Origin of the sequence: Microcella sp. (genome assembly GCF_019739195.1) — a bacterium.
In the GTDB taxonomy this organism is placed as follows: domain Bacteria; phylum Actinomycetota; class Actinomycetes; order Actinomycetales; family Microbacteriaceae; genus Microcella.
This window is the reverse complement of sequence record NZ_JAHHDS010000003.1, coordinates 2,412,789-2,435,998: the sequence shown is the minus strand read 5'-3', so window position 1 is coordinate 2,435,998 and position 23,210 is coordinate 2,412,789. Positions and strand designations below refer to the sequence as shown.

20 protein-coding genes are annotated in these 23,210 nt (G+C 67.3%); 6 read left to right on the top strand and 14 right to left on the bottom strand.

Annotated elements, in window-relative coordinates; all coding sequences use genetic code 11:
* Positions 1–68: 68 nt before the first annotated feature.
* From KL788_RS13420 to KL788_RS13400, 5 genes are all read right to left on the bottom strand, one after another.
* Positions 69–812, bottom strand: coding sequence for a MerR family transcriptional regulator (locus tag KL788_RS13420; protein WP_293172748.1), 744 nt, complete (start codon positions 810–812; stop codon positions 69–71).
* Between the two features lie 43 nt (positions 813–855).
* Entirely contained in the window at positions 856–1,608 is a 753-nt protein-coding gene (locus KL788_RS13415; protein ID WP_293172746.1) for a YidC/Oxa1 family membrane protein insertase, read from the bottom strand.
* 98 nt (positions 1,609–1,706) lie between these two features.
* The gene (locus KL788_RS13410) at positions 1,707–2,006 is read right to left on the bottom strand and encodes a hypothetical protein (RefSeq protein ID WP_293172743.1); all 300 of its coding nucleotides are present in this window, start codon (positions 2,004–2,006) and stop codon (positions 1,707–1,709) included.
* Positions 2,003–2,854, bottom strand: coding sequence for a hypothetical protein (locus KL788_RS13405; RefSeq protein WP_293172740.1), 852 nt, complete (start codon positions 2,852–2,854; stop codon positions 2,003–2,005). The genes KL788_RS13410 and KL788_RS13405 overlap by 4 nt, the downstream gene beginning before the upstream one ends.
* The gene (locus KL788_RS13400; RefSeq protein ID WP_293172737.1) at positions 2,851–3,825 is read right to left on the bottom strand and encodes a type IV toxin-antitoxin system AbiEi family antitoxin; all 975 of its coding nucleotides are present in this window, start codon (positions 3,823–3,825) and stop codon (positions 2,851–2,853) included. Before KL788_RS13400 ends, KL788_RS13405 begins: the two co-directional genes overlap by 4 nt.
* A 146-nt stretch (positions 3,826–3,971) precedes the next feature.
* On the opposite strand from KL788_RS13400, the gene KL788_RS13395 reads away from it, so the two are divergent.
* From KL788_RS13395 to KL788_RS13380, 4 genes are all read left to right on the top strand, one after another.
* Positions 3,972–4,586, top strand: coding sequence for a nucleotidyltransferase domain-containing protein (locus KL788_RS13395; RefSeq protein WP_293172734.1), 615 nt, complete (start codon positions 3,972–3,974; stop codon positions 4,584–4,586).
* Positions 4,587–4,603: 17 nt separating this feature from the next.
* Positions 4,604–5,008, top strand: coding sequence for a hypothetical protein (locus tag KL788_RS13390; protein WP_293172731.1), 405 nt, complete (start codon positions 4,604–4,606; stop codon positions 5,006–5,008).
* 159 nt (positions 5,009–5,167) lie between these two features.
* A complete protein-coding gene (locus KL788_RS13385) occupies positions 5,168–7,264 on the top strand; it encodes a UvrD-helicase domain-containing protein (protein WP_293172728.1) in 2,097 nt (698 codons plus the stop codon).
* Between the two features lie 110 nt (positions 7,265–7,374).
* The gene (locus tag KL788_RS13380) at positions 7,375–9,693 is read left to right on the top strand and encodes an AAA family ATPase (RefSeq protein WP_293172725.1); all 2,319 of its coding nucleotides are present in this window, start codon (positions 7,375–7,377) and stop codon (positions 9,691–9,693) included.
* Positions 9,694–9,821: 128 nt separating this feature from the next.
* Here KL788_RS13380 and KL788_RS13375 read toward each other — a convergent pair whose 3' ends face one another.
* From KL788_RS13375 to KL788_RS13365, 3 genes are read right to left on the bottom strand one after another with little or no spacing between them, the layout of a single operon-like run.
* Complete coding sequence (locus tag KL788_RS13375; protein WP_293172722.1) at positions 9,822–10,496, bottom strand: hypothetical protein; 675 nt, start codon at positions 10,494–10,496, stop codon at positions 9,822–9,824.
* Between the two features lie 6 nt (positions 10,497–10,502).
* Positions 10,503–12,017 carry an Asp-tRNA(Asn)/Glu-tRNA(Gln) amidotransferase subunit GatB gene (gatB, locus tag KL788_RS13370; RefSeq protein WP_293172719.1) on the bottom strand — a complete coding sequence of 505 codons (1,515 nt, stop codon included), beginning with the start codon at positions 12,015–12,017 and terminating at the stop codon, positions 10,503–10,505.
* A gap of 49 nt (positions 12,018–12,066) precedes the next feature.
* A complete protein-coding gene (locus KL788_RS13365) occupies positions 12,067–12,963 on the bottom strand; it encodes a DUF6498-containing protein (protein WP_293172716.1) in 897 nt (298 codons plus the stop codon).
* A 151-nt stretch (positions 12,964–13,114) separates the two neighbouring features.
* Between KL788_RS13365 and KL788_RS13360 the strand changes: the two genes are divergently transcribed.
* Positions 13,115–14,710, top strand: a complete 1,596-nt coding sequence (locus KL788_RS13360; protein ID WP_293172713.1) for an HNH endonuclease signature motif containing protein — start codon at positions 13,115–13,117, stop codon at positions 14,708–14,710.
* An 11-nt stretch (positions 14,711–14,721) separates the two neighbouring features.
* Here KL788_RS13360 and gatA read toward each other — a convergent pair whose 3' ends face one another.
* Positions 14,722–16,272, bottom strand: a complete 1,551-nt coding sequence (gene gatA / locus KL788_RS13355) for an Asp-tRNA(Asn)/Glu-tRNA(Gln) amidotransferase subunit GatA (protein ID WP_293172711.1) — start codon at positions 16,270–16,272, stop codon at positions 14,722–14,724.
* On the bottom strand, positions 16,269–16,568 hold the full coding sequence (gene gatC / locus KL788_RS13350; protein ID WP_293172708.1) for an Asp-tRNA(Asn)/Glu-tRNA(Gln) amidotransferase subunit GatC: 300 nt from the start codon (positions 16,566–16,568) through the stop codon (positions 16,269–16,271). The genes gatA and gatC overlap by 4 nt, the downstream gene beginning before the upstream one ends.
* 187 nt (positions 16,569–16,755) lie before the next feature.
* On the opposite strand from gatC, the gene KL788_RS13345 reads away from it, so the two are divergent.
* Positions 16,756–17,223 (top strand): META domain-containing protein, encoded by a 468-nt coding sequence (locus KL788_RS13345; RefSeq protein WP_293172705.1) that lies wholly within the window; start codon positions 16,756–16,758, stop codon positions 17,221–17,223.
* A 127-nt stretch (positions 17,224–17,350) separates the two neighbouring features.
* On the opposite strand, the gene KL788_RS13340 is transcribed toward KL788_RS13345, so the two are convergent.
* From KL788_RS13340 to KL788_RS13325, 4 genes are all read right to left on the bottom strand, one after another.
* The gene (locus KL788_RS13340) at positions 17,351–17,806 is read right to left on the bottom strand and encodes a hypothetical protein (protein ID WP_293172702.1); all 456 of its coding nucleotides are present in this window, start codon (positions 17,804–17,806) and stop codon (positions 17,351–17,353) included.
* Positions 17,807–17,947: 141 nt separating this feature from the next.
* Entirely contained in the window at positions 17,948–19,123 is a 1,176-nt protein-coding gene (locus KL788_RS13335; RefSeq protein ID WP_293172699.1) for an alpha/beta hydrolase, read from the bottom strand.
* Positions 19,124–19,511: 388 nt separating this feature from the next.
* Positions 19,512–21,812, bottom strand: a complete 2,301-nt coding sequence (gene ligA, locus KL788_RS13330; RefSeq protein ID WP_293172696.1) for an NAD-dependent DNA ligase LigA — start codon at positions 21,810–21,812, stop codon at positions 19,512–19,514.
* A 34-nt stretch (positions 21,813–21,846) separates the two neighbouring features.
* Positions 21,847–23,208 (bottom strand): D-arabinono-1,4-lactone oxidase, encoded by a 1,362-nt coding sequence (locus tag KL788_RS13325; RefSeq protein ID WP_428846141.1) that lies wholly within the window; start codon positions 23,206–23,208, stop codon positions 21,847–21,849.
* Positions 23,209–23,210 lie beyond the last annotated feature (2 nt).

Here is a 23,210-nt window from a genome sequence, read left to right as displayed (position 1 = left end):
TGTTCTCCTGTCTGAGTAGAGCCGAAACCGGCCCAGAAGACAGTAGAAACTGTGTTCTCAGAACACAGTCAAGAGGTGTCTTCTTCTTTCGCGAGGAGTTCGCGAGCGAGCACCCCGGCTCGAACGAACACGTCGAGTTGCGCTGGGTTGTAGAGCTCGACCATCGCGTCGGCGATGGTCTGCCCCGTGTCGGCGGGGCGGCCGACCATCTGAGCGCCGGGTTCGCTCAGCCAGGGGTATTCACGCATCTGCCGCGCCAAGAACGGCGCCATCGCTTCACTGAGACGCTGGCGGGTGGCGTCATCGGCGTCGGGGGCGAGCGCGTCGACTTCACCACTCACCGGATTCGTGGCGAGGTCGTCTTCGACCATGCGCTGAATGTCAGTCAGGGCGTCGGAGTCATACAGTCGGCCGAACACGTGCAAGATCGAGTTGTCGGCCTCTGACAATTGCGAGGCCACGGAACTGAAACCTGCCGGCGAGTCGGCCGGAGCATCGTCGCGCACGATCGCGGCGAGTTCCTCTCTCGCCTTCGTCAGGCGGTCGATCTGCGCGCCGAGTTCGGCGTCCAGAGTGCCGAGCAGCTCGCGATCGGTCGCGCCGCCACTGACGTCGCCGATCTGCGCGAGCGGCACCCCGAGGTCGACGAGCCGTCGAATGCGCAGCAGGCACACGAGATCGCGCACGCCGTACTGCTTGTAGCCGTTGACGCGGCGCTCTGGCTCGTCGAGCAGCCCGAGCCGGTGGTAGTGGCGCACGGTGTTGACCGTCGTGCCGGCGAGGTCGGCGAGTTCGCGGGTGCTCCAGGCCATGAGGCCGCTCCCCTCTCGCGCAATCGCTGCTACTTCCTCGAATCTACTCGGGGCGCCATTCGGTGTCGGTCCAGAGCATCCGTCGCAGCACCGGGCGCTCGATCGCGCTCCACAGACTGCTGACCGCGAGGTAGATCGCGGCCCCGAACGGCACGATCAGCGCGGGGATGATCGTGACGAAGGGCAGGATGCCCATGAGGCTCGTCATCGCGGGCGGGAGTTCTGCTTGCGGGACGCCCCGCTGGAGCTTTCGCATAGACGCGCGCAGGAGCATCCCGGCCCCGACGAGCACGACCGTGATGATGGCGACCAGCGCGAACGCGCCCGGTGTGCCGGTGAAGAGGGCGGCGCCGAGCGGTTCGCCGAAGCCGACTCCGAGCAGTGTCTCTGTTCGCAGGGGATTCGGGTCGCCGTTGATCGCGGGGCTCGCGAGCACGAGGTAGAGCACCGAGACGATGGGGGCTTGCGCGAGCATGCTGCCGAAGCCGGCGACGGGCGAGACCCCGGAGTTCTTGTACAGCTGCATCGTGCGGCGCTGCAGTTCTTCGGGGCGTTTCTTCCAGCGGCGGCGCAGTTCGGCGAGGGGCGGCGCAAGGCGTCGGCGTGCGCCTTCCGCCCGCACGAGGCGAATGTCGAGCGGAATGAGCAGGATGCGCACGGCGTGCGTGATGAGCACGACAGCGAGCGCGGCTGCGCCTGAGCCGACGAGTGGCTCGAGCAGGTCGATGAACCGGTGCAGGCCAACGGCGCCGAGCTGCACGAGGGGTCCGATGATGGGCAGGGTCGTGAAGTCCATGGAGGGTCTCCAGAAGTCGAAGGGATGCGGGGGGTCTGGCCGCCGCATCCGTCGGTTCCGGGGTGGACCGGTGACGGAGCGTGTGCGCGTGTGCGCGGTTAGGCGGCCGAGGCCGCCGCGCCGGGAGCCCGCGAGAGGGGTCGACCGGCGGTGGTGGGGTGCGAGGGCTGGGCCTGCACGGCGAGCGACTCGCGGTGCGCTCGGGCGCGTGAGCCGACGGTGATGGCTCCTAGCGCTGGAGCGCGCACTGCCTGCAGCGCGATGAGGGCGATACCGGCGAGCAGCACCGTGGTGGTGAGCACCGTCGCGGTCGCGAGCGTGCTCGGCTGGCCGAACGCGACGGCGATGAGCATCGCAACGCTGCCCACAAGGGCGAGGCGGTGCAGGCGCTCGGTCATGATGTCAGCGTAGCGCCGCCACCGGTGCCGTCGCTCAGCCCTTCCGCGACGCGCGTGAGCAACGCGCCAGCGTAAGACTCGTTGCCCACTCCGGTCGCTCCGCGGAGCCCACGCGAAGACAGCAGTCGGGCCATGTGCGCCCGCGAGTCATGACTCCACCGGGTATGCAGCTCGGTCGCGAGCCCGGGGCCGAGCAGTTCAGCGATGTCTCGGCCCAACAGGTGGCCTGCGGCCGCGTGCAGATCGAACTCGGGTGCGCGCACAAGATGCGAATGCTGCAACGCCAGTCGCTCCATCGTTGTCGCATCGCTCACGAACCACGCCAGGGCGACGCCGAAGTCTCCCGCGTCTTTCGTCTCACCCAGAGCTGAGCGCTCAAGCCAGGCGTGCAGCTTCAGGGCGGCGAAACCAGCAACCGTCGGCACTCGGCACGTCAGTCGCCAGGCTTCGGGAAGGGTCATGGGCGTGGCGGTGTCGAACACCGGTCGCAACGCTCCGACACTGAAGGGCTCGTTCATCCACGGAGGACGAATCGAGCCCGGCGGGTCTTCGACCGGCCCGAACGGAATGATGTCGACTCTGACCCCAGCGACGGTGAACATCATCCCTCTCGGCCCGAAGGGGGTGAGTCCGGCGAAGGTGTCTGCATACTGGCGCCAGTCGTCGACCGCGAGCACCAAGTCGACGTCGGTGGTCGCGACAAGACGCAGGTCGGGGCTCAGCTGGGAGGCAAGGATGTCGCGGGCCTCAGCGCCAATAGCGAGCAGATCGACGGGATGCTCGAGCACAGCATCCATCTCGGCGAGTACTACACCGAGCGGGGTCGTGAGGTCGAGGGCGACGTTCATAGTGCGTGTGTAGCGCGCAGCGCCGACGCTGCTTCGCGGCGACGGGGGTCGGGTGATGACGACAAGTCGGCGAGAACGAGCAACGTGGGGGCCAGCGACGGCTCGGCCACCTCTGTGGCATCGGGGTTCCGCCAAAATCGCTTCTTGACGGTGATGTTGCCGTTCACGTCACGCACCCAACGGTTGCGAGCCACCAGATCGGCCGTGAGTTCGTCGACATAGACGATGGCTTCGCTGGGCCTCAGAAGGTGCGGCACGGCCGGGTCGCCGCTCACGTTCACGGCGCCGCTGATGGCCCTCACGTCAGGGGTGCGAAAGCGTCCCAACTGGTGCGCCGCGCCGAGGCCTGTGGGGTAAGCGGCGAGCCAGGCCGAGAGTAGGCGCTCGCACGACTCCGGTGAACTCGGCCACAACTCTACTTCGTGACGCAGTTCGGTAAGAGTGCGATGCGCAAGACCCACTGAGGTTCCGGCGACCTGCGCGATCGTTCTCACATCCGCCTCCTGCAGACCCTCCCACTGCAGAATCGCGAAGATCACTTGCGCGCGCTTGGTGCTGAACGCGTTGCGCGGCGTGCGGAGCGGAGGCGCCTCGTGGGCCTGTGTGTCGGTGCGCCGGCCCCGCACGTCGATGTACCAGTCGTCAAGGTCGATGTAGGCATTGCCGGCCGCATCGACGAAGTTGACGCGGCGGGAGCGCAAGGCGTCTGCCGCGCGCGTCGACACACGCTCGCCGATGCGAATCGTGTGGTGGGCGTCGAGATCCGCTCCGTCGCGAAGGAGCCCTGTAAGGGTGAGTTCACGGTGGGGCGCAAGCGTCACGCCTTGTGTGACGGCTCTGCCCTGAAGGCGCACGCGGATGCTGCCGTCGGGCGCTTCACTGAGCACCGTGGATGTCAGGCCGTACTCGCAGAGGCGATCGAGGCAGCGGTCGACGAGCGGAGTCGTCGCGACGATATGTTCACTGCTCATACTTGTTCACTTTATCTGAAAACATTGCGGAAGTGAACGCTGCGATTCGACTCACTCTCGTCGCCCGGCGATGTGAACAGTTCGTCAGCCAGGGATGTAATGTACCGCTTCTGGAACATTCGTTCCGTTTCTGGGACACTAGGCGTATGGACCTCAGCACGCCCGGCGCCGACCTGCTCGGCCCAATTCGAGCACGCGTCATGGCCGCGCTCGCCCGAACCTCTGAGCCAGCCTCGGGCCGAGAGGTCGCACGGCTCGCGGACGGGCTCGCCCCAAGCTCGACACACCGCGAGCTGCAGGCACTCGTCGAGATCGGGCTCGTCACCGCTCGACGCAGCAGCCACGCCACGACTTACACCCTCAATCGCGAGCACGTGCTGTGGCCACCGCTCGCCGAGATTCTGGGCAGTTCCGTGCGAGTCGAGCAGCGCATCCGCGAATCAGTTGAACGACACCTGGCCGACGAGGTGTCATGCGCGCTCTTCGGATCCGTCGCCCGAGGAGATTCGACGCCCTCGAGCGACATCGACCTGCTCATCGTGACTGACACGGAGCCTGGTGAGGTTGTGGATGCTCTCGACCGAGTTCGTGACGACCTGGCACAGTTCACCGGCAACAACCCCCAGCTCATCGCCGTCACTCGCCCGCAGGTGCGGCGCATGGTCGCCGCGAGCGATCCGCTCGTCGCGTCGTGGGAGGCAGACCTGCGTATGGTCTGCGGCCCCGACGTGCGAGACCTCCTCCGAAAGGCGAGCCCCTGACCCCTCGCACGACCCCGATGTCTCGAGCAGACTCACTCGCCCGGGCCAAGCATGCCCGCGGATTCGTCAGCGCCGCCGAGATCGTCACCGAGTTCGCCGACGAGATCGGCGACGAAGCCGTCTCGACCGTCGTGTCGTCGCTGGCCGTGCTCGCCGGAATCGCGGCAGCCGATGCGATCTGCGGTGTCGCGCTCAAGCAACGTTCGTCAAGTGACGATCACGCTGAAGCGGTGGGGATGCTCGCCACCGTCAGCCCGAGTGGCGAGAACTACGCGCGCGACTTCAGGCGGCTCATCGCGGCGAAGTCAGGCGTGCAGTACAGCCCTCGGCTCGTGTCGCCTGCCGTCGCTCGCGGCCTGGTGAAGTACGCACGCCGACTTGTCGACGGGATGGAGCGCGAGTTGCGCGGGCCTGGGGGCTAAACACCGGTGAGCGCACCAACCCAGGCGCGAGACGGACGCTCACCCTGTTCCAATGACGCCCCCGCACAGGGGGTGCCGCTGCACGCCCGTGACCGACAGACTGGAGGGAGGCTCGCATTTCTGCGCACCAGCGCGGCCGAGCGGCAGCCGGGGGGCGGCATGAGCGAGGCGGGCAGGTCGGCGGGCGTCGAAGCCGCGCGCCTCGTCGCGCTCGCTGACGCGTTCGACGAGCGGGCCGCTCTGGCCAGAGCCGAAGCCGAACGGTGGCTGATCGGCCACCGCACCGAGCGGCAGGTGGCCGGCACGCTCGCGCCCTTGACCGCGTGTGGCTACACCTTTCTGCACGACAGAGGCTGGCCCGGCGCCCGGCGCGGCAGCCGCGCCCAGATCGACCACGTGCTTGTCGGGCCCGGCGGCGTCTTCGTCGTCGACACGAAGGGCTGGCGCGATGTGACCGTGGCGGGAGGCCGCGTCTTCCGCGGGCAGGCCGACGTCACCGACGACCTCGCGGGGCTCGCCGACGTGGGCGTGAGCACCGAGGCGGCGCTCGTCGAGCTGGGGCTCGCTCCGGGTGAAGTGCGGGTGGTCGTGGTGCTCGCGGGTTCCGCCATGGACCCGGTGCCGCTCGCGAGCCTGGGCGGCCTGGTGGTGGTCGGCGAGCGGAGGGCATCCGCGTTCATCAACGGGTTCGGCAGGCGCCTGACCGAGCGCCAGCAGAATGTCGTGCTCGGCGCGGTCATCCAGCACTTTCCGGTGCTGGGCGACGAGCCGGTGCCGCTCGACCTGAGCGTGCCCGACCCGGTGCTCGACGAGCCCGCCCTGCTGACCGTCGACGAGGTGGCCGACACGTTCCTGGCCGGGATGCTCGCCGCCCCGATCGAGGAGTGGATGGCCTTTCTGCACCCCGAGCAGGCGAAGCTCGTGCGGCGCAGCTTCTCGGGCCCCGCGCGCATTCGCGGCGCCGCGGGAACCGGCAAGACGGTCGTCGGGCTGCATCGGGCGGCATACCTGGCGCGCGGCACGACGGGCCGCGTCATCGTGACGACGTTCGTGAAAACGTTGCCGGCGGTACTCGGCACACTGCTGCACCGGCTCGCCCCCGAGACTGTTGAGCGCGTCGAGTTCACGGGAGTGCACGCGTTCGCGATGCGGGTGCTGCGCGAGCGTGGGCAGCGGGTGAGCCTCGACTTCACGGCGGTGACGCAGGCGTTCAACTTTGCGTGGGGCACGGTCGGGCGCCGCGGGCCGCTGTTCGCGATCGATGCGAACCCGCGCTACTGGCGCGACGAGATCGCGTCGGTCATCAAGGGTCGCGGACTCACGACGTTCGAACAGTACGCCAACCTGCCGCGAGCCGGTCGGCGTCGCCCGCTACGGGTCGAGCAGCGGCGCGCGGTGTGGGAGCTGTTCCAGGCGTACGAGGCGGCACTGCGCGACCGCGGGCTCGTCGACTTCGAAGACCTGGTGCTGCGCGCCGAAGCCTCCCTGCGCGAGACCCCGATGCAGGGCGTCGACCACGTCATCATCGACGAGGCGCAAGACCTGTCGTGCGCGATGCTGCGCATGCTGCACGCGATCGTCGGCGACCGCCCCGACGGCCTCACGCTCATCGGCGACGGCCAGCAGACCATCTATCCGGGCGGCTACTCGCTCGCCGAGGCGGGCATCTCGGTCGCCGGCCGCGGAGTCGTGCTCTCGACCAACTACCGCAACACCCGCGAGATCGCGGCGTTCGCAGCGGCCGTCGTCGAGGGCGACGAGTTCGTCGACATCGAGGGCGGGCCGGGGCGGGCGGATGCTGCGCTCGATGTTCCCCGAACGGGCCCGTCGCCCGTGCTCGCGTCGTTCAAGTCTGTCGCCGAGCATGATGGGGCGCTCGTGTCGCAGGTGCGCACGCTCGTCGCGTCAGGCGTCGACCCCGGCGACATCGGCGTGCTGACGGCGACGAATCGGGATGCTCTCGCCATGGTCACCGCGCTGCGCGCTGCCGGGTTCGACGTCATCGAGCTCGAGAGCTACGCGGGCCTCAGCGCCCCGTCGATCAAGGTCGGAACGATCAAGCGCGCCAAGGGCCTCGAGTTCAAGCAGGTGCTGCTGGCGCGGGTCGATGGGTCGTTGCTCTCCCCGGCTGCTACCGGGCTCGACGAGGGCGCGCTCGAACGGCGGGAGATCGAGCGGCGGGAGTTGTATGTCGGCATGACTCGCGCCCGCGACGGGTTGTGGGTTGGCGCCACCTCGAGCCAGCGGACAACGTGAGAGATTGGCCACGACGGTGGATCGGGGACAGGGTGGCGATGAAGATGACCCATGTGCAGATGAAGGTGTCCCACGTCCAAGGGGCACGATGAGGATCGGGAGCCATCTACATGCTTAAGAAAATCGTCCGCGTAGAAGACTTCCGCGCAATGAAGGCGTGGTCCTCGGGTGTCGAGTTCGTGACCGTCAATCTCATCTATGGCTTGAACGGGTCAGGCAAGTCCACGTTCGCATCGCTCTTCGACCATGTCGTGCAGAACCCAACTGAAATCGGCAACGTCCGCGTAGAGATCCTCGACGCCGCCGATTCTCCCCGCACACTCTCTGCCGTCGATGACTTTTTCTGGCCGAACGTCCGCGTGTTCAACCGCGCTTACGTCGCACGCAATATTCGGTTCGACGAGTCGAGCGGTCCAGATGCGAGCGCGCTCTTGACTCTCGGCGAACGACAGATCGAAGCGGAGGCTCGACAAGAAGCGATCCAAAGTCGACTTGATGCCATCAGCACCGAGCAGGACGTCGCTGGGCGTCAGCGCGACCAAGCCCAGACCAGTCAGAACCAACTGGCGACTCGCACTGCGTCGCAAATCGCGCAAGAACTGCAGTTGGTCGGCGGGCGCTACGCAGCACGCTCCTACCGGGCTCCGGAGGTGAAAGCTCTCCTGGTCGACCGCGCCGCGCTCGCCAGCGGACAGTCTTCCGATGTCGAAGAAGACTTGAAGACTGTCACAGCGTCGCCGATGAGTGAGGTACCGCTCGAACCATCAACGATCGTCGATCTGTCAGCATTGTCGAACCGCCTTGAGCAGCTCAGGGCTCGAACGGTCACTTCGGCGCCGATACCCGAACTCGCGAACAACCCTCAAGCAGAGCGTTGGGTACAGTCGGGCTTGCCACTTCACGAGCATGCCACGACCTGTTACTTCTGCATGAACGAGTTAACCGCAGGGCGAAGGGCGGATCTGGATCGCCATTTCGATGCCAGCCTTATTGCGCTTCAGGCCGACCTCGCCGCCTTCAGATCCGAAATCTCGGCCGCGGTTCAGAGCGCGCGAACCTCCATCGCTGAGCTGCCGGCGACGAACCTTCTTTTCGAGTCATTCCGAGCGGACTACGGCCGTGCGCGCGAAGCGGCCGATGAAGCACTTGAACTCTATGTGGCCTATGCCGCAGCGCTGGAGAGTCTCGCGACTGAGAAGAGTGAGCGCCTCTTCTCTGCGCTCCCGGTCGGGGCACTACCCCCTTACGAGTCTCCCGACCTCGCTGCTGCGGAGAAGCTGGTCGATGAGCACAATAACCGCGTGGGGTCTCTAGAGACCATGCGCTCGGAGGCAGCGCAGCGGATCGAGCATTCGCGGATCGTCTCGATCACTGAAGAGTACGACGGCTATCAGACAACAATCGAGACGAACGGTGCGATTCTTGCGGCTCTCACAGAGGAGAGGGCAACACTCCTCGAGGAGCGCGACGCCCTTCCGACCACCGAACTCGACCCTCGGCCGCTAGCTGAGTCGCTGAACTCCGACTTGGCCTATCTCCTCGGCCGCGACGAGTTGAGGTTCGCTGTCAACGGGGACCACTACGAGATTCAGCGAGGTGGCGAGCCTGCACGCCACCTCAGCGAAGGCGAACGCACCGCAATCTCCCTCCTCTACTTCCTGTGCAGCCTCAACGGCCACGAAGTCGAACAGGGACGCGTAACCGTCGTCATCGACGACCCGATATCGAGTCTCGACAGCAACGTGCTCGTTGGCGCATCGTCGCATCTTTGGGGCCGGCTCGTGGACGCCCCGACTCCGCGCCAGGTCTTCATTCTGACTCACAACTTCGACCTTTTCAGGATGTGGAGCAATCAGTTCCAACAGCGACGTCAACCATGGCGTCGAACTCGACCGGCAGCTCTCTTTGAGATGCGGATACGGGCCGTCACGATGGGTGGCGTCGCGCGACGGCTCCCGGTCATCACTGAGTGGCCAGCGGACTCGGCGATCCAGAAACGCATTAGGTCCGAGTATCACTACCTATTCTGGCGGTTGGCACACACATTGGAGGATTGCCGGAACAACCCTTCGATCGAGAGCGATCTCGATGCCGCAGCAATCCTTCCGAACATCGCACGTCGGGTGCTCGAGGATTTCTTCGCCTTCAAGTACCCGGACCTCATCGACAACTTTGAGGGCTCAGTGACCCGGGCGAACGAGAATGCTGACCCGACTACCCAGCGGCGCATCTTGCGCTTCCTTCACCAGTACTCGCACAACGGCGAAGCCGACACCAGCCGGGGCGTTCCCCGGCCCGAAGCCGTCACGGTCCTAACAGCAGTCTTCGACCTAATGAAAGTGATCGACTCCGATCATCTGAGCTCAATGTGCGCCGCGCTCGATGTTAATGAAGCCTCGTTGACGAGCTCTGCCGAGTCAGCGACGTAGATCGAGCCCCACGCCCGCTCACCGATCTTCTCCAGCACGTCGGGCTTCTGCGTCAGGACCGCACCGGCCGCCAGTATGAGGGCTCGGTTTTCAAGGACGACCTGGAGTCATCGGCCGGGTGACACACATCACTCGTTCGCGGCTTTACTGGCCCATGTCGCTGACAGCGAAGCAATGAGTTCACGTATCTCGGCTTCATCGCGCACTCGAACTCCGACACCCTCCTTGATCATGCCGTCGAGGCTGACTGCGAACTCCTCGTCGTCTCGGTTTATGGCCACCTTGATTTGAGGCGTGTAGTCGGTGGGAAGCAGTGTGGGGTAGAGGCCCCCTGCTTCGCCGCGTTCGAAGCAAACCTCGTCGCCCTCGACTGCGAGAAGCATTGTCCGCGGAGTTCGCCCGGCTCGACCGACGGCTACGCCCGATGGCCCAACTGCGAACATCAGAAATGGTGGCCAGCGCTTGCTCAAGCGCCTCAGTCCGGGCACCGCCGAATCTGCTGTGGGATTGGACCTGACATGGCACGCGAAAGAGACCATCGGTTCGCCAACCAACTCACTGAGAGCGTGATCGAGCGCTTCGAACCTCCTCAGGTACCCGCTGCCAGGACGAAGCATCACGAGCATCAGGATGACGGTCACCAGCCCTACGACCGCGACGGAGCCGGCGATGATTTCGCGATCATCGTCGAATCGAGGCGCGAGAGGCCCCCACAAGAAGAGGGCGATGAGCAACCCGCACACTGCCAGCAGGCCGGCCGAGACACCCAAGAGCCGACGCCATGCGGAAGCCCGCTCGCCCATGTCTGGCTAGGCCTGCGCCCGCTCCAGCACCAGCTCGCGCACGCGCGCCGCATCGGCCTTGCCGCCCATCGACTTCATCACGGCACCGATCACGGCTCCGGCGGCCTGCACCTTGCCGTCGCGGATCTTCTCCAGCACGTCGGGCTGCTGCGCCAGAGCCGCATCGACCGCGGCGATGAGAGCACCGTCGTCCGAGACGACCTCCAGGCCCCGAGCCGCGACGACCTCGGCCGGCGTTCCCTCCCCCGCGATGACACCCTCGACCACCTGGCGAGCGAGGCGGTCGTTGAGCGCACCTGAATCGACCAGGGCCACAACCTCGGCCACGTGAACTGAGCTGATGAGCGACGCGGGCTCAGCATCCTGAGCATTCGCGATGCGGGCGATCTCGCCCGTCCACCACTTGCGGGCCTGCTGGGGGGCGGCTCCGGCGGCGACCGTGTCGGCGATCTCGACCAGGAGCCCCGAGTTCACGACGTCGCGGAACTCCAGCTCGGTGAAGCCCCACTCTTCGCGAAGACGACGGCGTCGGGCCGCGGGGGGCTCAGGAAGAGCATCCCGAAGCTGCTCGATCAGCGCCGGCGACGGCACCACCGGTAGCAGGTCGGGCTCGGGAAAGTAGCGGTAGTCGTCGGCGTCGCTCTTGACGCGTCCGGGTGAGGTGGTGCCGGTGTCTTCGTGCCAGTGGCGGGTCTCTTGCTGAATGGTTCCGCCCTTGGCGAGAATCGCCGCCTGGCGCTGGATCTCGTAGCGCACCGCGCGCTCGACCGACCTAAACGAGTTCACGTTCTTCGTCTCGGTGCGCGTGCCCAGCTCTTTCTGGCCGCGCGGACGCAGCGAGACGTTCGCGTCGCAGCGCAGGTTGCCGCGCTCCATGCGGGCCTCGCTGATGCCGAGGGCGCGCACAATGTCGCGGATGGTGCTGACGTAGGCCTTCGCGAGCTCGGGGGCGCGGTGCTCGGCGCCGTAGATCGGCTTCGTCACGATCTCGACGAGCGGAACCCCGGCGCGGTTGTAGTCGACGAGGCTGTATTCGGCGCCCTGGATGCGGCCCGTCGACCCGCCGACGTGCGTCAGCTTGCCGGCATCTTCCTCCATGTGGGCGCGCTCGATCGGAACCTGTACGAGGCTGCCGTCTTCCAGCTCGATCTCGAGGCTGCCCTCAAAGGCGATCGGCTCGTCGTACTGGCTGATCTGGTAGTTCTTCGCGAGGTCGGGGTAGAAGTAGTTCTTGCGGCTGAACGTGCTGCTCGGCGCGATCTCGCAGCCGAGCGCGAGGCCGAGCGAGATGGCGAACTGCACGGCCTGCTCGTTGACGACCGGCAGGCTGCCCGGCAGGCCGAGGCACACGGGCGTGATCGCCGTGTTCGGGTCGGTGATGTTATTCGCGGCGAGGGCGGGGTTGGGCGCGTCGGAGAACATCTTCGTCTTCGTGCTGAGCTCGACGTGCACCTCGAAGCCGAGCACGGGCTCGAAGAGTTCCAGTGCCTTGTCGAAGTCCATGAGTTCTGCGCGCGCCATGGGGTCAATCTTATGGGCGCGGATGCTGGCCCTTGGTCGGGCGCCAGCCTCAGCCGCGCGGCACCGTGCCCTGCGCCGCGCGCGATCGGGCGCGGTCGCGGGCGGCGGAGAACATCCACCCGATCCCGTCGATGAGGGCGTGCAGCGCGATCAGCAGCACGGCGGCGGCCGCGGGCCACTGCAGCTCGGCGATGAGCACGATGCCCACGATGACCGACACGTGCAGCGAGATGATGCGGCCGTAGGCGCTGAGCATGAGGCGCGACCCGCGCTGCTCGGGCAGCGGGCCGAACCGGGCGGCGAGCACTTGGGCTGAGCCGCCGATGATCCACACGAGCAGGGCGCCCCACCAGTTCACCGGAGTCTCGCTGTCGACCGGCACGAACACGCCCGCGATGATGAGCACCACGAAGATTCCGTGCACGAGGGTGAAGATGCCGTAGTGCAGGGCGAAGAAGCCGGCGAGGGCTCGACCGGCACCGGGGCCGCGCACTCGGCGGCCATTGATGGTGAGGTTGCCCACGACCTCGGGGTCGTCGCCGCCGGGCGCGTCGGCCGACCGCAGCAGCTTGATGAGCATCGCGACGCCGAGGCTGATGTTCTCGAGCCAGTAGAGCAGCACGATCTCGCGCCAGTCCCAGCCGAGCAGCAGCACGCCGATAAGCGGCAGCGCCGTGTAGGCGAGCAAGGTGATCAGGCGGGGCATGGTGCTTGATTCTTGCAGGGGCTGGATGCTCGCAGAAGGCTCATCGCACCGACGACCCGCTCTGCTCGGCTGCGGCCTGACGGCGCCGCACTGGTGCGCCCTGCCATCGCCCCTCTGCCCCGCCGCCTGGGACGCTCGGCCTCGCCCTCTCGGCGCCTCCTGCTGCCCCCTGGCCTGGTCCGCTCGGCCACGCCCTATCGGCGGTCTCGTGCTGCCCCCTGGCCTGGTCCGCTCGGCCACGCCCTGTCGGCGGTCTCGTGCTGCCCCCTTGCCTGGTCCGCTCGGCCACGCCCGGCCTCCGCCTCTCCTCCCCAACCGCGCCTCGAAAGTTCTTATCCACGAGTGTTGCTCGACATCTGTACACCAGTTCTATAGTGCGAGAGAATCAGGTATGCATTCTTCGAACACAGAAACCCAGGCCCTGGGCGGGTCTGTTGCTGTGCTCGAGCGGCCTGCGTTCAACACCCCTGCGGTCGACAACCCCGGGTTCGACAGCCCTGATGTCGACGACGACGGCACTGTCGACGACCGCCGCGATACCGCCAACTCGCCGTTCGCGGTGCCGGCACTCGCGCTGCTGCAGCGCACGACCATCGCGCACCTCCCCGACGATGCGCTTATGACGCTGCACAGTGATTTTGCCGAACTGCGCCAGCGCACCGACTCCAACCTCGCCGTGCTCGCCGACGAGATCGCCCGACGCTCGCATCACACGCTCGGGCACGACGGGCTGGCGCAACGTCTCGGTAGCCGCACACCCGAGAACCTCATCCAGCGGCTCACCGGGGTCGGCGCGCGTGAGGCCGGGGCGATGGTGCGAGTCGGGTCGATGCTCGCGGGCGCTGAAGGCCTGCTCGGGTCCGATGACCCTGCGACGACCACCGACCTGCCTGCAGGGGCTACCGACCTGATCGCCTCCGAGAACGCCTGGCTGCGTCCGCTCGCCGTAGCTGTAGGCGAGGCGCGCCTCTCTGTTGAGGCTGCCGACGCCATCGGCCGAGGGCTGGGCCAGCCCACCGTCGGTGTCACTCCAGCTCACCTCGAGAGAACCGCATCCCAACTGGCCGCCGAGTCGGCCCTGCTCACGGTCGAACAGCTCGCGGTTCGTGCTCGACAGGCGCGGGCGTTGCTCGACCTCGAGGCCGAGTCTGAACTCGTCGACGACCGTGAAGCCGCCCTGCGAGACCGGCGATACCTGCACCTCACGCGCCAAGCCGATGGCATGACACGGCTGAACGCGCTCCTCGACCCCGAATCGGCAGCGCTCGTGCGCGACGCCGTCGATGCCGCGACTTCACCGCGTCGAGACGGCCCGCGCTTCGTCACTTCTTCCGAGCAGGGCTCTGACGAGCTGGATGCAAACGAGAACGATCGCGCCTTGCGGATGCTCGCCGACACCCGCACCACGCCGCAGATCGCGCTCGACGCAGTAGTCGAGCTGATCCGTCTCGGTGGCGAGGTTGCACCCACTGAGGTCATCGGCGTGCGATCCCCGGCCGTGCAAGTGATCGTGGCCGAGCGCGACCTGCGCGAGCACCGTGGCCTCGGGTTCTTCGAAGGGCAGACCGAGCCGGTCGGCACCACGACAGCTGAACGTCATGTCTGTGCAAGCGGGGTCGTGCCGATCGTCATCAACGAGGTCGGCGATGTGATCGCCCTGGGCCGCGAGTCGCGGCTGTTCACGCGACGCCAGCGCATCGCCCTCGCCGCCCGCGACGGCGGGTGTCGATTCCCCGGGTGCGATCGGCCACCCTCCTGGACAGAAGCGCACCACATCGTGCCCTGGAGCTCAGGCGGCTCGACAGACCTCCACGACGGAGTACTGCTCTGTCGACATCACCACCTGCTGCTGCACAACAACGGCTGGCGGTTCGCGCGGGTCGACGGAGACCTGCACGTGATTCCGCCACCCGACATCGACGCCGAGCAGAGACCGATACCCACACCCAGTAAGAGCGTGCCCCTCGAGCGCGCCCGCGCGGGGTGAGCCCCGTGCGCTTAGCCCAGTGCCGGAGCCTTCGCCCAGAGCGGCCCACCCCACTGCTGCTCGAGCAGAGCCTCGATACCCGCACCCACGTCGTACAGGCGCGCATCCTCGCGCGCCGGCGCCATGAGCTGCAGGCCAACCGGCAGCCCGTCTTCAGGAGCCAGACCCATAGGCAGACCCATGCCGGGCACTCCCGCCAAGTTCGCCGGAATCGTCGTCACATCGTTGAGGTACATCGCCAGCGGGTCAGCCATCTTCTCACCGAACCGAAACGCCGTAGTCGGCGCACTCGGCGACACCAGAATGTCGGCCTGCTCGAAGCACGACGCAAAATCGCGCTGAATCAGCGTGCGCACCTTCTGCGCACTGCCGTAGTAAGCGTCGTAGTAGCCCGCCGACAGCGCATACGTGCCCAGAATGATGCGGCGCTTTACCTCGGGCCCGAACCCGGCCTCACGAGTCGCACCCATGACGTCTTCGACCGTTCCGGTCACATCAGCACGCATGCCGAACCGCACCGAGTCGAACTTCGCCAGATTGCTCGAGGCCTCCGCCGGCAGAATCAGGTAGTACGCCGCGATCGCGTACTCGAAGTTCGGCGCCGACACCTCGACGATCTCGGCACCCGCACCAGCCAGCAGCTCGAGGGTTTCAGCGAAACGCTGAGATACGCCGGCCTGGAAGCCTCCGCTGTCACCGCGCAGCTGCGTCACGACACCGACGCGCAATCCCTTGAGCGACTCACCCGAGGCACCGCGACGCGCCGCCTGCTCCATCGAGGGCCAACTCTCCGGGATGCTCGTCGCATCGCGCGGATCATGCCCACCGATGACGTCGTGCACGAGCGCAGCATCCAACACCGAGCGCGACACCGGCCCGACCTGATCGAGCGACGACGCAAGCGCGATCGCACCATAACGACTGACGCCACCATAGGTGGGCTTGACGCCGACCGACCCGGTGACGGCAGCCGGTTGACGGATGCTGCCACCGGTGTCACTCCCGAGTGCGACCGGCGCTTCGAAAGCCGCGACCGCCGCGGCCGAACCGCCACCCGAACCGCCGGGAATGCGCGTGAGATCCCACGGGTTCTTTGTCGGACCATAGGCCGAGTGCTCGGTGCTCGACCCCATGGCGAACTCGTCCATGTTGGTCTTGCCGAGCGGAATCATGCGCGCCGCACGCAGTCGCGCGACGACTGTGGCGTCGTAGGGCGGAACCCAGCCCTCGAGAATCTTCGAGCCCGATGTCGACGGCATGTCGAGCGTGCACAGCACGTCTTTGATGGCGATCGGCACTCCGGCGAGCGCCGGCAGCGAGACCCCGGCTGCACGATCGGCGTCGACCTGCGCGGCCGTCTCGAGCGCGGCAGCGTTGACGTGCAAGAAGGCGTGCACATCACCGTCGACCGCGGCGATGCGATCAAGATGAGCCTGCGTGACCTCGACGCTCGAGACCTCGCCTGCGGTGAGGTGGGCTGAGAGTTGCGCAGCAGAGAGACGCGTGAGGTCGCCAGTGCTGCTGGCCGTGCCGCCAGTGGTCGCGCCCGTGCCGCCGCTCACTGCTCCTCCCCCAGAATCGCCGTGACGCGAAAACGGCTGCCGTCGTGGTCGGGCGCCCCCGCCAGAGCCTGCTCAGTCGTGAGGGTCTCGCCAATCTCGTCGGGGCGCATGCCCCCGACCAGCGGAATCGGGTGACTCGTCGCGGGCACATCGTCACCGGCGACCTGCTGCACTGTCGCCACAGCGTCGACGATCGCACCGAGCTCGCCCGTGAGCTGCTCGATCTCGGCCTCGGTCAGGGCGATGCGCGCTAGTGACGCAAGATGCGCGACGCGCTCGGGAGTGATTTCAGACATCAAAGCTCTCAGACATGACGGTTCGCAGACAACGGGGTGCCCCAAGTGGCCTTCGTCGGGGGATGCTCCAGTCTACTGAGCGCACCGCAACCACCTCCGCCGCGCGTCACGCTGCCCGCCCCCAACGTTTCACCCCGCTCGAGCGTCGAGAAGAGTAGACATCTCTGTCAAGAAAGTGAGGGCCACCATGGTGCGCAGTCGACTCGTCAGAACTCTCGCGGTCGGGATGCTCGCCGTGAGCATCCCGATGCTCTCCGCCTGCTCGGGGCTCACGAGCGGCACCACCGCGCTGCAAGGCGAGTGGGTGCTCGATGGCGGCAGTGACGCCGGCGGCGTGTTCGTCGACAGTGCGAATCCGGTAACCCTCGTATTCGAGGGCGACTCGGTGAGCGGCCGGTCGCCCTGCGGCAACGTCTACAGCGGGCCGGTCATCGAGGGGCCGGGCGCGGCGGGCAGCGGCACGCTGCGGCTCGGAGGCCTGAGTCGCACCGAGATGGGCTGCCTCGAGCAAGACCAGAACCAGCTCGAGAGTCGCTACTTCAGCGCCCTCGAGGCAGTCGACCGCGTCGCGGTGAGCGATGACGGCGAGAGTCTCGAGCTCACAGGCGACGACGTGTTCGTACGGTTCACCCTGAGCGAGAAGCGCGAGGGCTGAGGCCCGCATCGCGCGAAGGGCAGGGCGAGAAGCGGGCTCATGCGGGCGAACGTGACTGCTGACGTGCCTGCTGGCGTGACTGCTGACGTGCCTGCTCGCGAGCCTGTTCGCACCCGGCGCCCCCGTCTCAGCGCGGGCGGCACTCGCTCTCGCCCAGCAGAGTGCTCGCACTCTCGCTCACCCGCAGCACGAGCAGCTCGCCCTCGGCGCTCTCGCCCTTCACCTCGATCACATCACCGATGTCGGTTCGGGTGACACGCATGCCCTGGTCGTTCCACGCCGACTCGACCCGATCGGCGGCAACAGAGGCGAGAACGGGCGCATCGCCCACTCGCAGGGCGGGGTACCGTTCGCCCGCCACCCAGAGCGGAATCACGCACTCCCGCGGTGTCGGATCATCGAGCACGTCCCAGTCGCCACCCACGATGTCCTGCGTGTCGTCGAGGGCAGCGAGAAAGCGATCGTGCGCTTCGGCGTCGGTGACGGGCGTCGCCTGCTGCACCGCGCATCCGCTCAGACCGGCCACCACGAGCCCGACCGCGCCGAGAACGGTCGCGACGGCGAGAGGGGTGCGGCGATGCATGCGCTCAGGCTAGTGCGCGCGCGCCGAACGACGCTCGATCATGTTCGAGCCACGAATGTCGCGCGAACGGAGGAGCGCTGTGCACGTGGCGAACGGGAGTCATGGCAAGCGCGCCGGAGCCAGAAGTCAGCGCAGCAGCACTCAGCGCAGCAGCGCGAGCGTGCGTCCGGCGTCGCGCTGAGAGCCGTCGGTGACGAGCTCGCCCTTGTCGATGCCGATGAGCGCGAGGTTGCGCATCGACTCGGTGCCCGGGCTGAAGTACTCGTTGTGGCCCATCGATGAGGCGAGCATCCGATTCGTGATGACGTCGACTGCTCCCGCCACGCTCATGACCTGCGCACCGTACTCGCTCGCTCCGGGGTCGGAGCCGAAAAACGAACTGTTCGGAATCGGATCCCACGCCGCCTCGGCCACGAAGACCTCGCCGCGCACATTCAGGTCGCGGATGCTCTGCGCCGGACTACCCGGTGACCCCATCATCGCGAGCGCATCGACGGTGGTGCTCTGCTCGAGCGCCATGAGCGCCGCAGTCGAGCCGTACGAGTGGGCGAGCAGCGAGACGAACGGCTGATCGTCACCGCGCAGAGTCTGCAGCCCGTCGATCGTGGCCGCGATCGCATCACGCCCCTCATAGGCAAGGTCGAGGCTGCCGACGTTGAGCAGGTGAGGGGTCTGGTAACCGATCCACGCCACGGTCGCCACGGTCTCGACCTCGGTCGCAGCACCGGCTTCGGCCAGCAGTGAGAGCCACGACACCTGCTCGTCGTAGAGGCGCGCAGCCGTGTCGGTCCACTCGACGACATTGCCGCTCACGGTGATGAACATGCCCGGAATCAGGTAGCTCACGTAGTCGGCCGTGTCGAGGTCGCCGAGCACGATCGTCGCCTTGCCCTCGTCAAGGGTGTCGAGGGTCAGCAGCGAACGCGGGGGGTTCGCCGCAGCCGGGCCGAGCGCGTCGGCGATCGAGTAGAGCATCTGCAGCCGGTTCAGGTTCTGGGCAGCGACGGCTCGACCAGCATCCAGCCCGTGTAGTTCGAGCTCACGGATCGTCGAGCGCAGCTCTCGACGGTTCACATCATTGCGCACGGCGTAGGGAATGCCGTCGAGGTTGCCGATCAGTTCGGGGGCCACCGCGGTCATCGACCGCCGTGCCGTGTCATCAAGACCTGCCCACCAGCCGCTCACCTGCGTGGCGGCCGGGGGAGCCTCCAGCAGTGCGCGGAGAAGTTGGGGGTTCTCCTCCACGTAGTCGGTCACCGCGGTGGGGGGCATCGCGGTGAGAGCGTGCAGCAGAGAAACGCCAGTCGTTCTGGTCACGCTCAAGGTCGATTGGGGGGGGACCGGAGCTGTGGAGGCGGTACTCGGCTGGGTACTGGTGGGCAGGTCGATGCTCCGCTCGAAAGCGGAAGTCGAGGGTGTCGCGATGATCGAGATGGCAGGCGGTGCAGAGTTTTCGGGCGCGGAAACAGGCCCCGCGACCGTGACGACGGTGAGCGAGGCGATGAAAATACTGATCGCTTCGAGCAGCAAGCCGTGAATCCCCTCACTACCGAGGGTCTGGGCTTCCCCACTTCAGTACCCTCGGCGCAGTTTCATGCTAGGGGAAAAGCACCCCACTTTGGGGGTGAAACGAAAGTTCTTCCCAATTCACACTCAGTCTTTACATGGCCGACATCTGGGAAGGGAGTGTGAAAACCGGCTCTCGCTATGCCGGAGGCAGTGAGTCTGGCCCTTCGCTGACCAGAATCGCGAACTGCTCGGCGTCGATGATGCGCAGCCCGAGCTCTTCGGCTTTCGCGAGCTTCGAACCGGCTCCGGGGCCGGCCGCCACGAAGTCGGTCTTCTTCGACACACTCGACGCGGCCTTGCCGCCCGCCGCGATGATCGCTTCTTGGGCACCTTCGCGCGTGAAACCCTCGAGAGATCCCGTGGCGACGACGGTGAGCCCCGCGAGCACTCCCCCGGCGGCGGCCGCCGCACCTGGTCCGGCGTGACCTGGCGTCGCCCACTGCACTCCGGCAGCCGCCCAGCGCTCGACAATCTCGACGTGCCAGTCGACCGCGAACCACTCCTGCACGGCCTCGGCGATGATCGCCCCCACGCCATCGACGGCCGCGAGCTCGTCGAGGGTTGCCGCCCTGATCGCGTCGAGTGACCCGAACCAGTCGGCCAGCGCACGAGCGGCAACCGGGCCGACATGGCGAATATTGAGCGACACGAGCATGCGCCACAGCGGCTTAGTCTTGGCCTTCTCGAGCTCGTCGAGAAGCTGCAGCGCCAGCGCACTCGGCACGGCAGCCGGCTGACGACGGATGCCCCGCGCACGAATCTCGGCCGGCTCGAGCCCTTCAGCCTCGGGCCCGTACTGCTGCTCGATCTTGCGGAACGGCGAGCGCAACTTGGCCTCGCCCTCGTCGTCGAGCTTGGCGAGCCCCGTCTCGGCATCGCGCACGACCACTTCGATGGGCAGCAGCTGGTCGAGCGTGAGGTCAAACAGGCCCGCCTCGGTGATCAGCGGCGGAGCATCCGGAATCTGGGGCTGCGTGAGCGCGGCCGCGCTGATCTCACCGAGGCCTTCGATGTCGAGGCCACCACGACTGCCGATGTGCTCGACACGGCCGCGCACCTGGGCGGGGCAGCTGCGTGCGTTGGGGCAACGCAAGTCGATGTCGCCCTCTTTCGCCGGAGCGAGCGGCGTGCCGCACTCGGGGCAATCGCGCGGCATAACGAACTCGCGCTCGGTGCCGTCGCGCAGCTCGACGACGGGCCCGAGCACTTCGGGGATCACGTCGCCGGCCTTGCGCAGCACGACCGTGTCGCCGATGAGCACGCCCTTGGCCTTGACGACGACTTGATTGTGCAGCGTGGCCTGGCGCACCTCACTGCCGGCGACGCGCACCTTCTCCATGACCGCGAACGGAGTCGCGCGACCCGTGCGGCCGACGCTCACGACGATGTCGAGCAGTTTCGTGTTCACCTGTTCGGGCGGGTACTTGTAGGCGATGGCCCAGCGGGGGGCACGACTCGTGGCGCCAAGCTCGCCGTGTAACTCGAGCTCGTCGACCTTGACGACGACACCGTCGATCTCGTGCTCGACGGCGTGGCGGTGCTCGCCGTGGAAGGCGATGAACTCGGCGGCGCCGGCGGCAGTGTCGTGCACGCGGAAGTGCGTGCTGATCGGCAGCCCCCAGCGCTCGAGTAGCTCGTAGACCTCGCTCTGCGCGGTGACGGGCGGGTTCGGCCAGGCGCCGATACCGTGCACGAGCATCCGCAGTCGGCTCAGTCGGTCACGCATGCGCACGAGTTGCTCGGCGTTCTTGCCCTCAGCCTTCTGGCGCAGGCTGCCGCTCGCGGCGTTGCGCGGGTTGGCGAACTCGCGCTCGCCCGCCGCGCGCTGCAAGGCGTTGAGCTCGTCGAATGCCGCCTTCGGAATGAACACCTCGCCGCGCACCTCGACGAGGTCGGGCAACTCTGCGGTGTCGCCAGCGAGCCGGGTCGGGATGCCCGAGAGTTGCAGCACGTTGGGCGTCACGTCTTCGCCCACGCGTCCGTCGCCGCGCGTGGCCGCCGTGACCAGAACTCCGCGCTCGTAGCGCAGGTTGAGGGCCAGCCCGTCGATCTTGAGCTCGCACAGCCAGCGCACCGGGCGCCCTGCGTCGCGCTCGACCTTCGCCGCCCACTCGGCGAACTCGTCGACGTTGAACACGTTGTCGAGGCTGAGCATGCGCTCGGCGTGCTCGACCGGGGCGAACATCGTGGTCTCGGCGCGACCGCCGACCGTCTGCGTCGGTGAGTCTTGGCTCTGCAGCTCGGGGAACGCATGCTCGATGAGCTCGAGCCGCCGCACCATCGCGTCATACGTGGCGTCGTCGTCGAGCACGGTGTCGCGCGAGTAGTAGGCGTCTCGCAACTCAAGGATGCGACTCGTGAGCGCCTCGACCTCGGCCCGGGCCTCGTCGCGGGTCAGGGTCTCGACATCGCGCTCGTCGACGGGTTTCTCAGCCACGCGCACAGTCTAGGAGCGCGCCCTGACTCTGCGGCTAGGGGCCGAGGACTCGGTCGAGGTAGGGGTTCGTGAAGACCCGGTCGGGGTCGAGTCGGTCGCGCACGGCGAGGAACTCGTCGAAGTGCGCGTAGGCGGGCCTCAGATCATCCGCCGTGCGGCTGTGCAGCTTGCCCCAGTGCGGGCGGCCGTCGTGCGCGCGCAGGATCGCCTCGGCGGCGGCGAAGTAGTCGTGAGCATCCTCGCGGTGGTAGCGGTGCACGGCGATGTAGCTGCTCTCGCGGCCGTGCGCGGTCGAGAGCCACACGTCGTCGGCGGCCGTTGCGCGCACCTCGATCGGAAACGAGATGCGCCAGCCGTTTGCCTCGATCACGCGGTCGAGCTCGCGCATGACGGGTGCGACGGCGTCGAGCGGCACCGAGTACTCCATCTCGCGGAACCGCACGCGCCGCTCGCTCGCGAACACGCGGTGCGAGAAGTCGGCGGCCTGTCGGTTGAAGGCCACGCCGCACGCGAGCCGGTTGAACCCGGGAATCGTGCCGGGCGCGATCGAGCCGATGCGGCACAGCACCTCGTAGAGCCCGTTGCCGAGCAGGTCGTCGTCGACCCAGCGCTTCACGCGACCGACCGGCTGCCGCGGGGCATCGGCGGGCAAACGCGTGTTGCTGCGGGTGAGGGCGAGTTTCGTGTGCGGAAACCAATAGAACTCGACGTGGTCGGCCTGCGTCGACCGGTTCGGCCAGTCGTCGAGAACGTCATCGAGGGGCTCCGGATGCTCGTCTGCCGCGAGCACGAACGTCGGCACCGTCTGCACGGTGAGGTCGACGAGCACCCCGAGGGCTCCGAGCCCGAGGCGCGCGGCGGGCCACAGCTCGGCGTTCAGGGTCGGGCTGATGGGCAAGAGGTGACCGTCGGCGGTGGCGAGGGTCACCTTCCGAAGTTGCGTGGCCAGGCCGCCGAATGCCCGACCCGTGCCGTGGGTGCCGGTGCTGAGCGCCCCCGAGATCGACTGCACGTCGATGTCGCCCAGGTTTTCGAACGCGAGGCCGTGCTCGTGCAGAAGCGCCGAGGCGGCGTGCAGCTTGGTGCCGGCCGCGAGGGTGACGAGACCGGTGGTGGCGTCGAGGTGCGTGAGGCCGGCCAGGTCGGTCAGGTCGAGCTGCACGCCCGGCGCGACGGCAATGCCCGTGAACGAGTGGCCCGAGCCGATCGCCTTGACGGGCAGCCCGTCGGTGCGAGCCCGCGCGATCGCGGCGACGACCTCGTCACCGCTCGCCGGGCGCTCGACGCGCGCGGGCGTCACCTGCTCGGTGCGAGCCCAATTGCGCCACGGGCGCGAGGCGCGTGTGCGCCTCGCGCTGGTTTCGGAGGTGGCCGCCGTTGCCTGCGTGCCCCTCAGCC

Coding starts and splice junctions, on each gene's coding strand:
- KL788_RS13420 (WP_293172748.1), bottom strand. CDS start 812: ATGGCCTGGAGCACCCGCGAACTCGCCGACCTCGCCGGCACGACGGTC.
- KL788_RS13415 (WP_293172746.1), bottom strand. CDS start 1,608: ATGGACTTCACGACCCTGCCCATCATCGGACCCCTCGTGCAGCTCGGC.
- KL788_RS13410 (WP_293172743.1), bottom strand. CDS start 2,006: ATGACCGAGCGCCTGCACCGCCTCGCCCTTGTGGGCAGCGTTGCGATG.
- KL788_RS13405 (WP_293172740.1), bottom strand. CDS start 2,854: ATGAACGTCGCCCTCGACCTCACGACCCCGCTCGGTGTAGTACTCGCC.
- KL788_RS13400 (WP_293172737.1), bottom strand. CDS start 3,825: ATGAGCAGTGAACATATCGTCGCGACGACTCCGCTCGTCGACCGCTGC.
- KL788_RS13395 (WP_293172734.1), top strand. CDS start 3,972: ATGGACCTCAGCACGCCCGGCGCCGACCTGCTCGGCCCAATTCGAGCA.
- KL788_RS13390 (WP_293172731.1), top strand. CDS start 4,604: ATGTCTCGAGCAGACTCACTCGCCCGGGCCAAGCATGCCCGCGGATTC.
- KL788_RS13385 (WP_293172728.1), top strand. CDS start 5,168: ATGAGCGAGGCGGGCAGGTCGGCGGGCGTCGAAGCCGCGCGCCTCGTC.
- KL788_RS13380 (WP_293172725.1), top strand. CDS start 7,375: ATGCTTAAGAAAATCGTCCGCGTAGAAGACTTCCGCGCAATGAAGGCG.
- KL788_RS13375 (WP_293172722.1), bottom strand. CDS start 10,496: ATGGGCGAGCGGGCTTCCGCATGGCGTCGGCTCTTGGGTGTCTCGGCC.
- gatB (WP_293172719.1), bottom strand. CDS start 12,017: ATGGCGCGCGCAGAACTCATGGACTTCGACAAGGCACTGGAACTCTTC.
- KL788_RS13360 (WP_293172713.1), top strand. CDS start 13,115: ATGCATTCTTCGAACACAGAAACCCAGGCCCTGGGCGGGTCTGTTGCT.
- gatC (WP_293172708.1), bottom strand. CDS start 16,568: ATGTCTGAAATCACTCCCGAGCGCGTCGCGCATCTTGCGTCACTAGCG.
- KL788_RS13345 (WP_293172705.1), top strand. CDS start 16,756: ATGGTGCGCAGTCGACTCGTCAGAACTCTCGCGGTCGGGATGCTCGCC.
- KL788_RS13340 (WP_293172702.1), bottom strand. CDS start 17,806: ATGCATCGCCGCACCCCTCTCGCCGTCGCGACCGTTCTCGGCGCGGTC.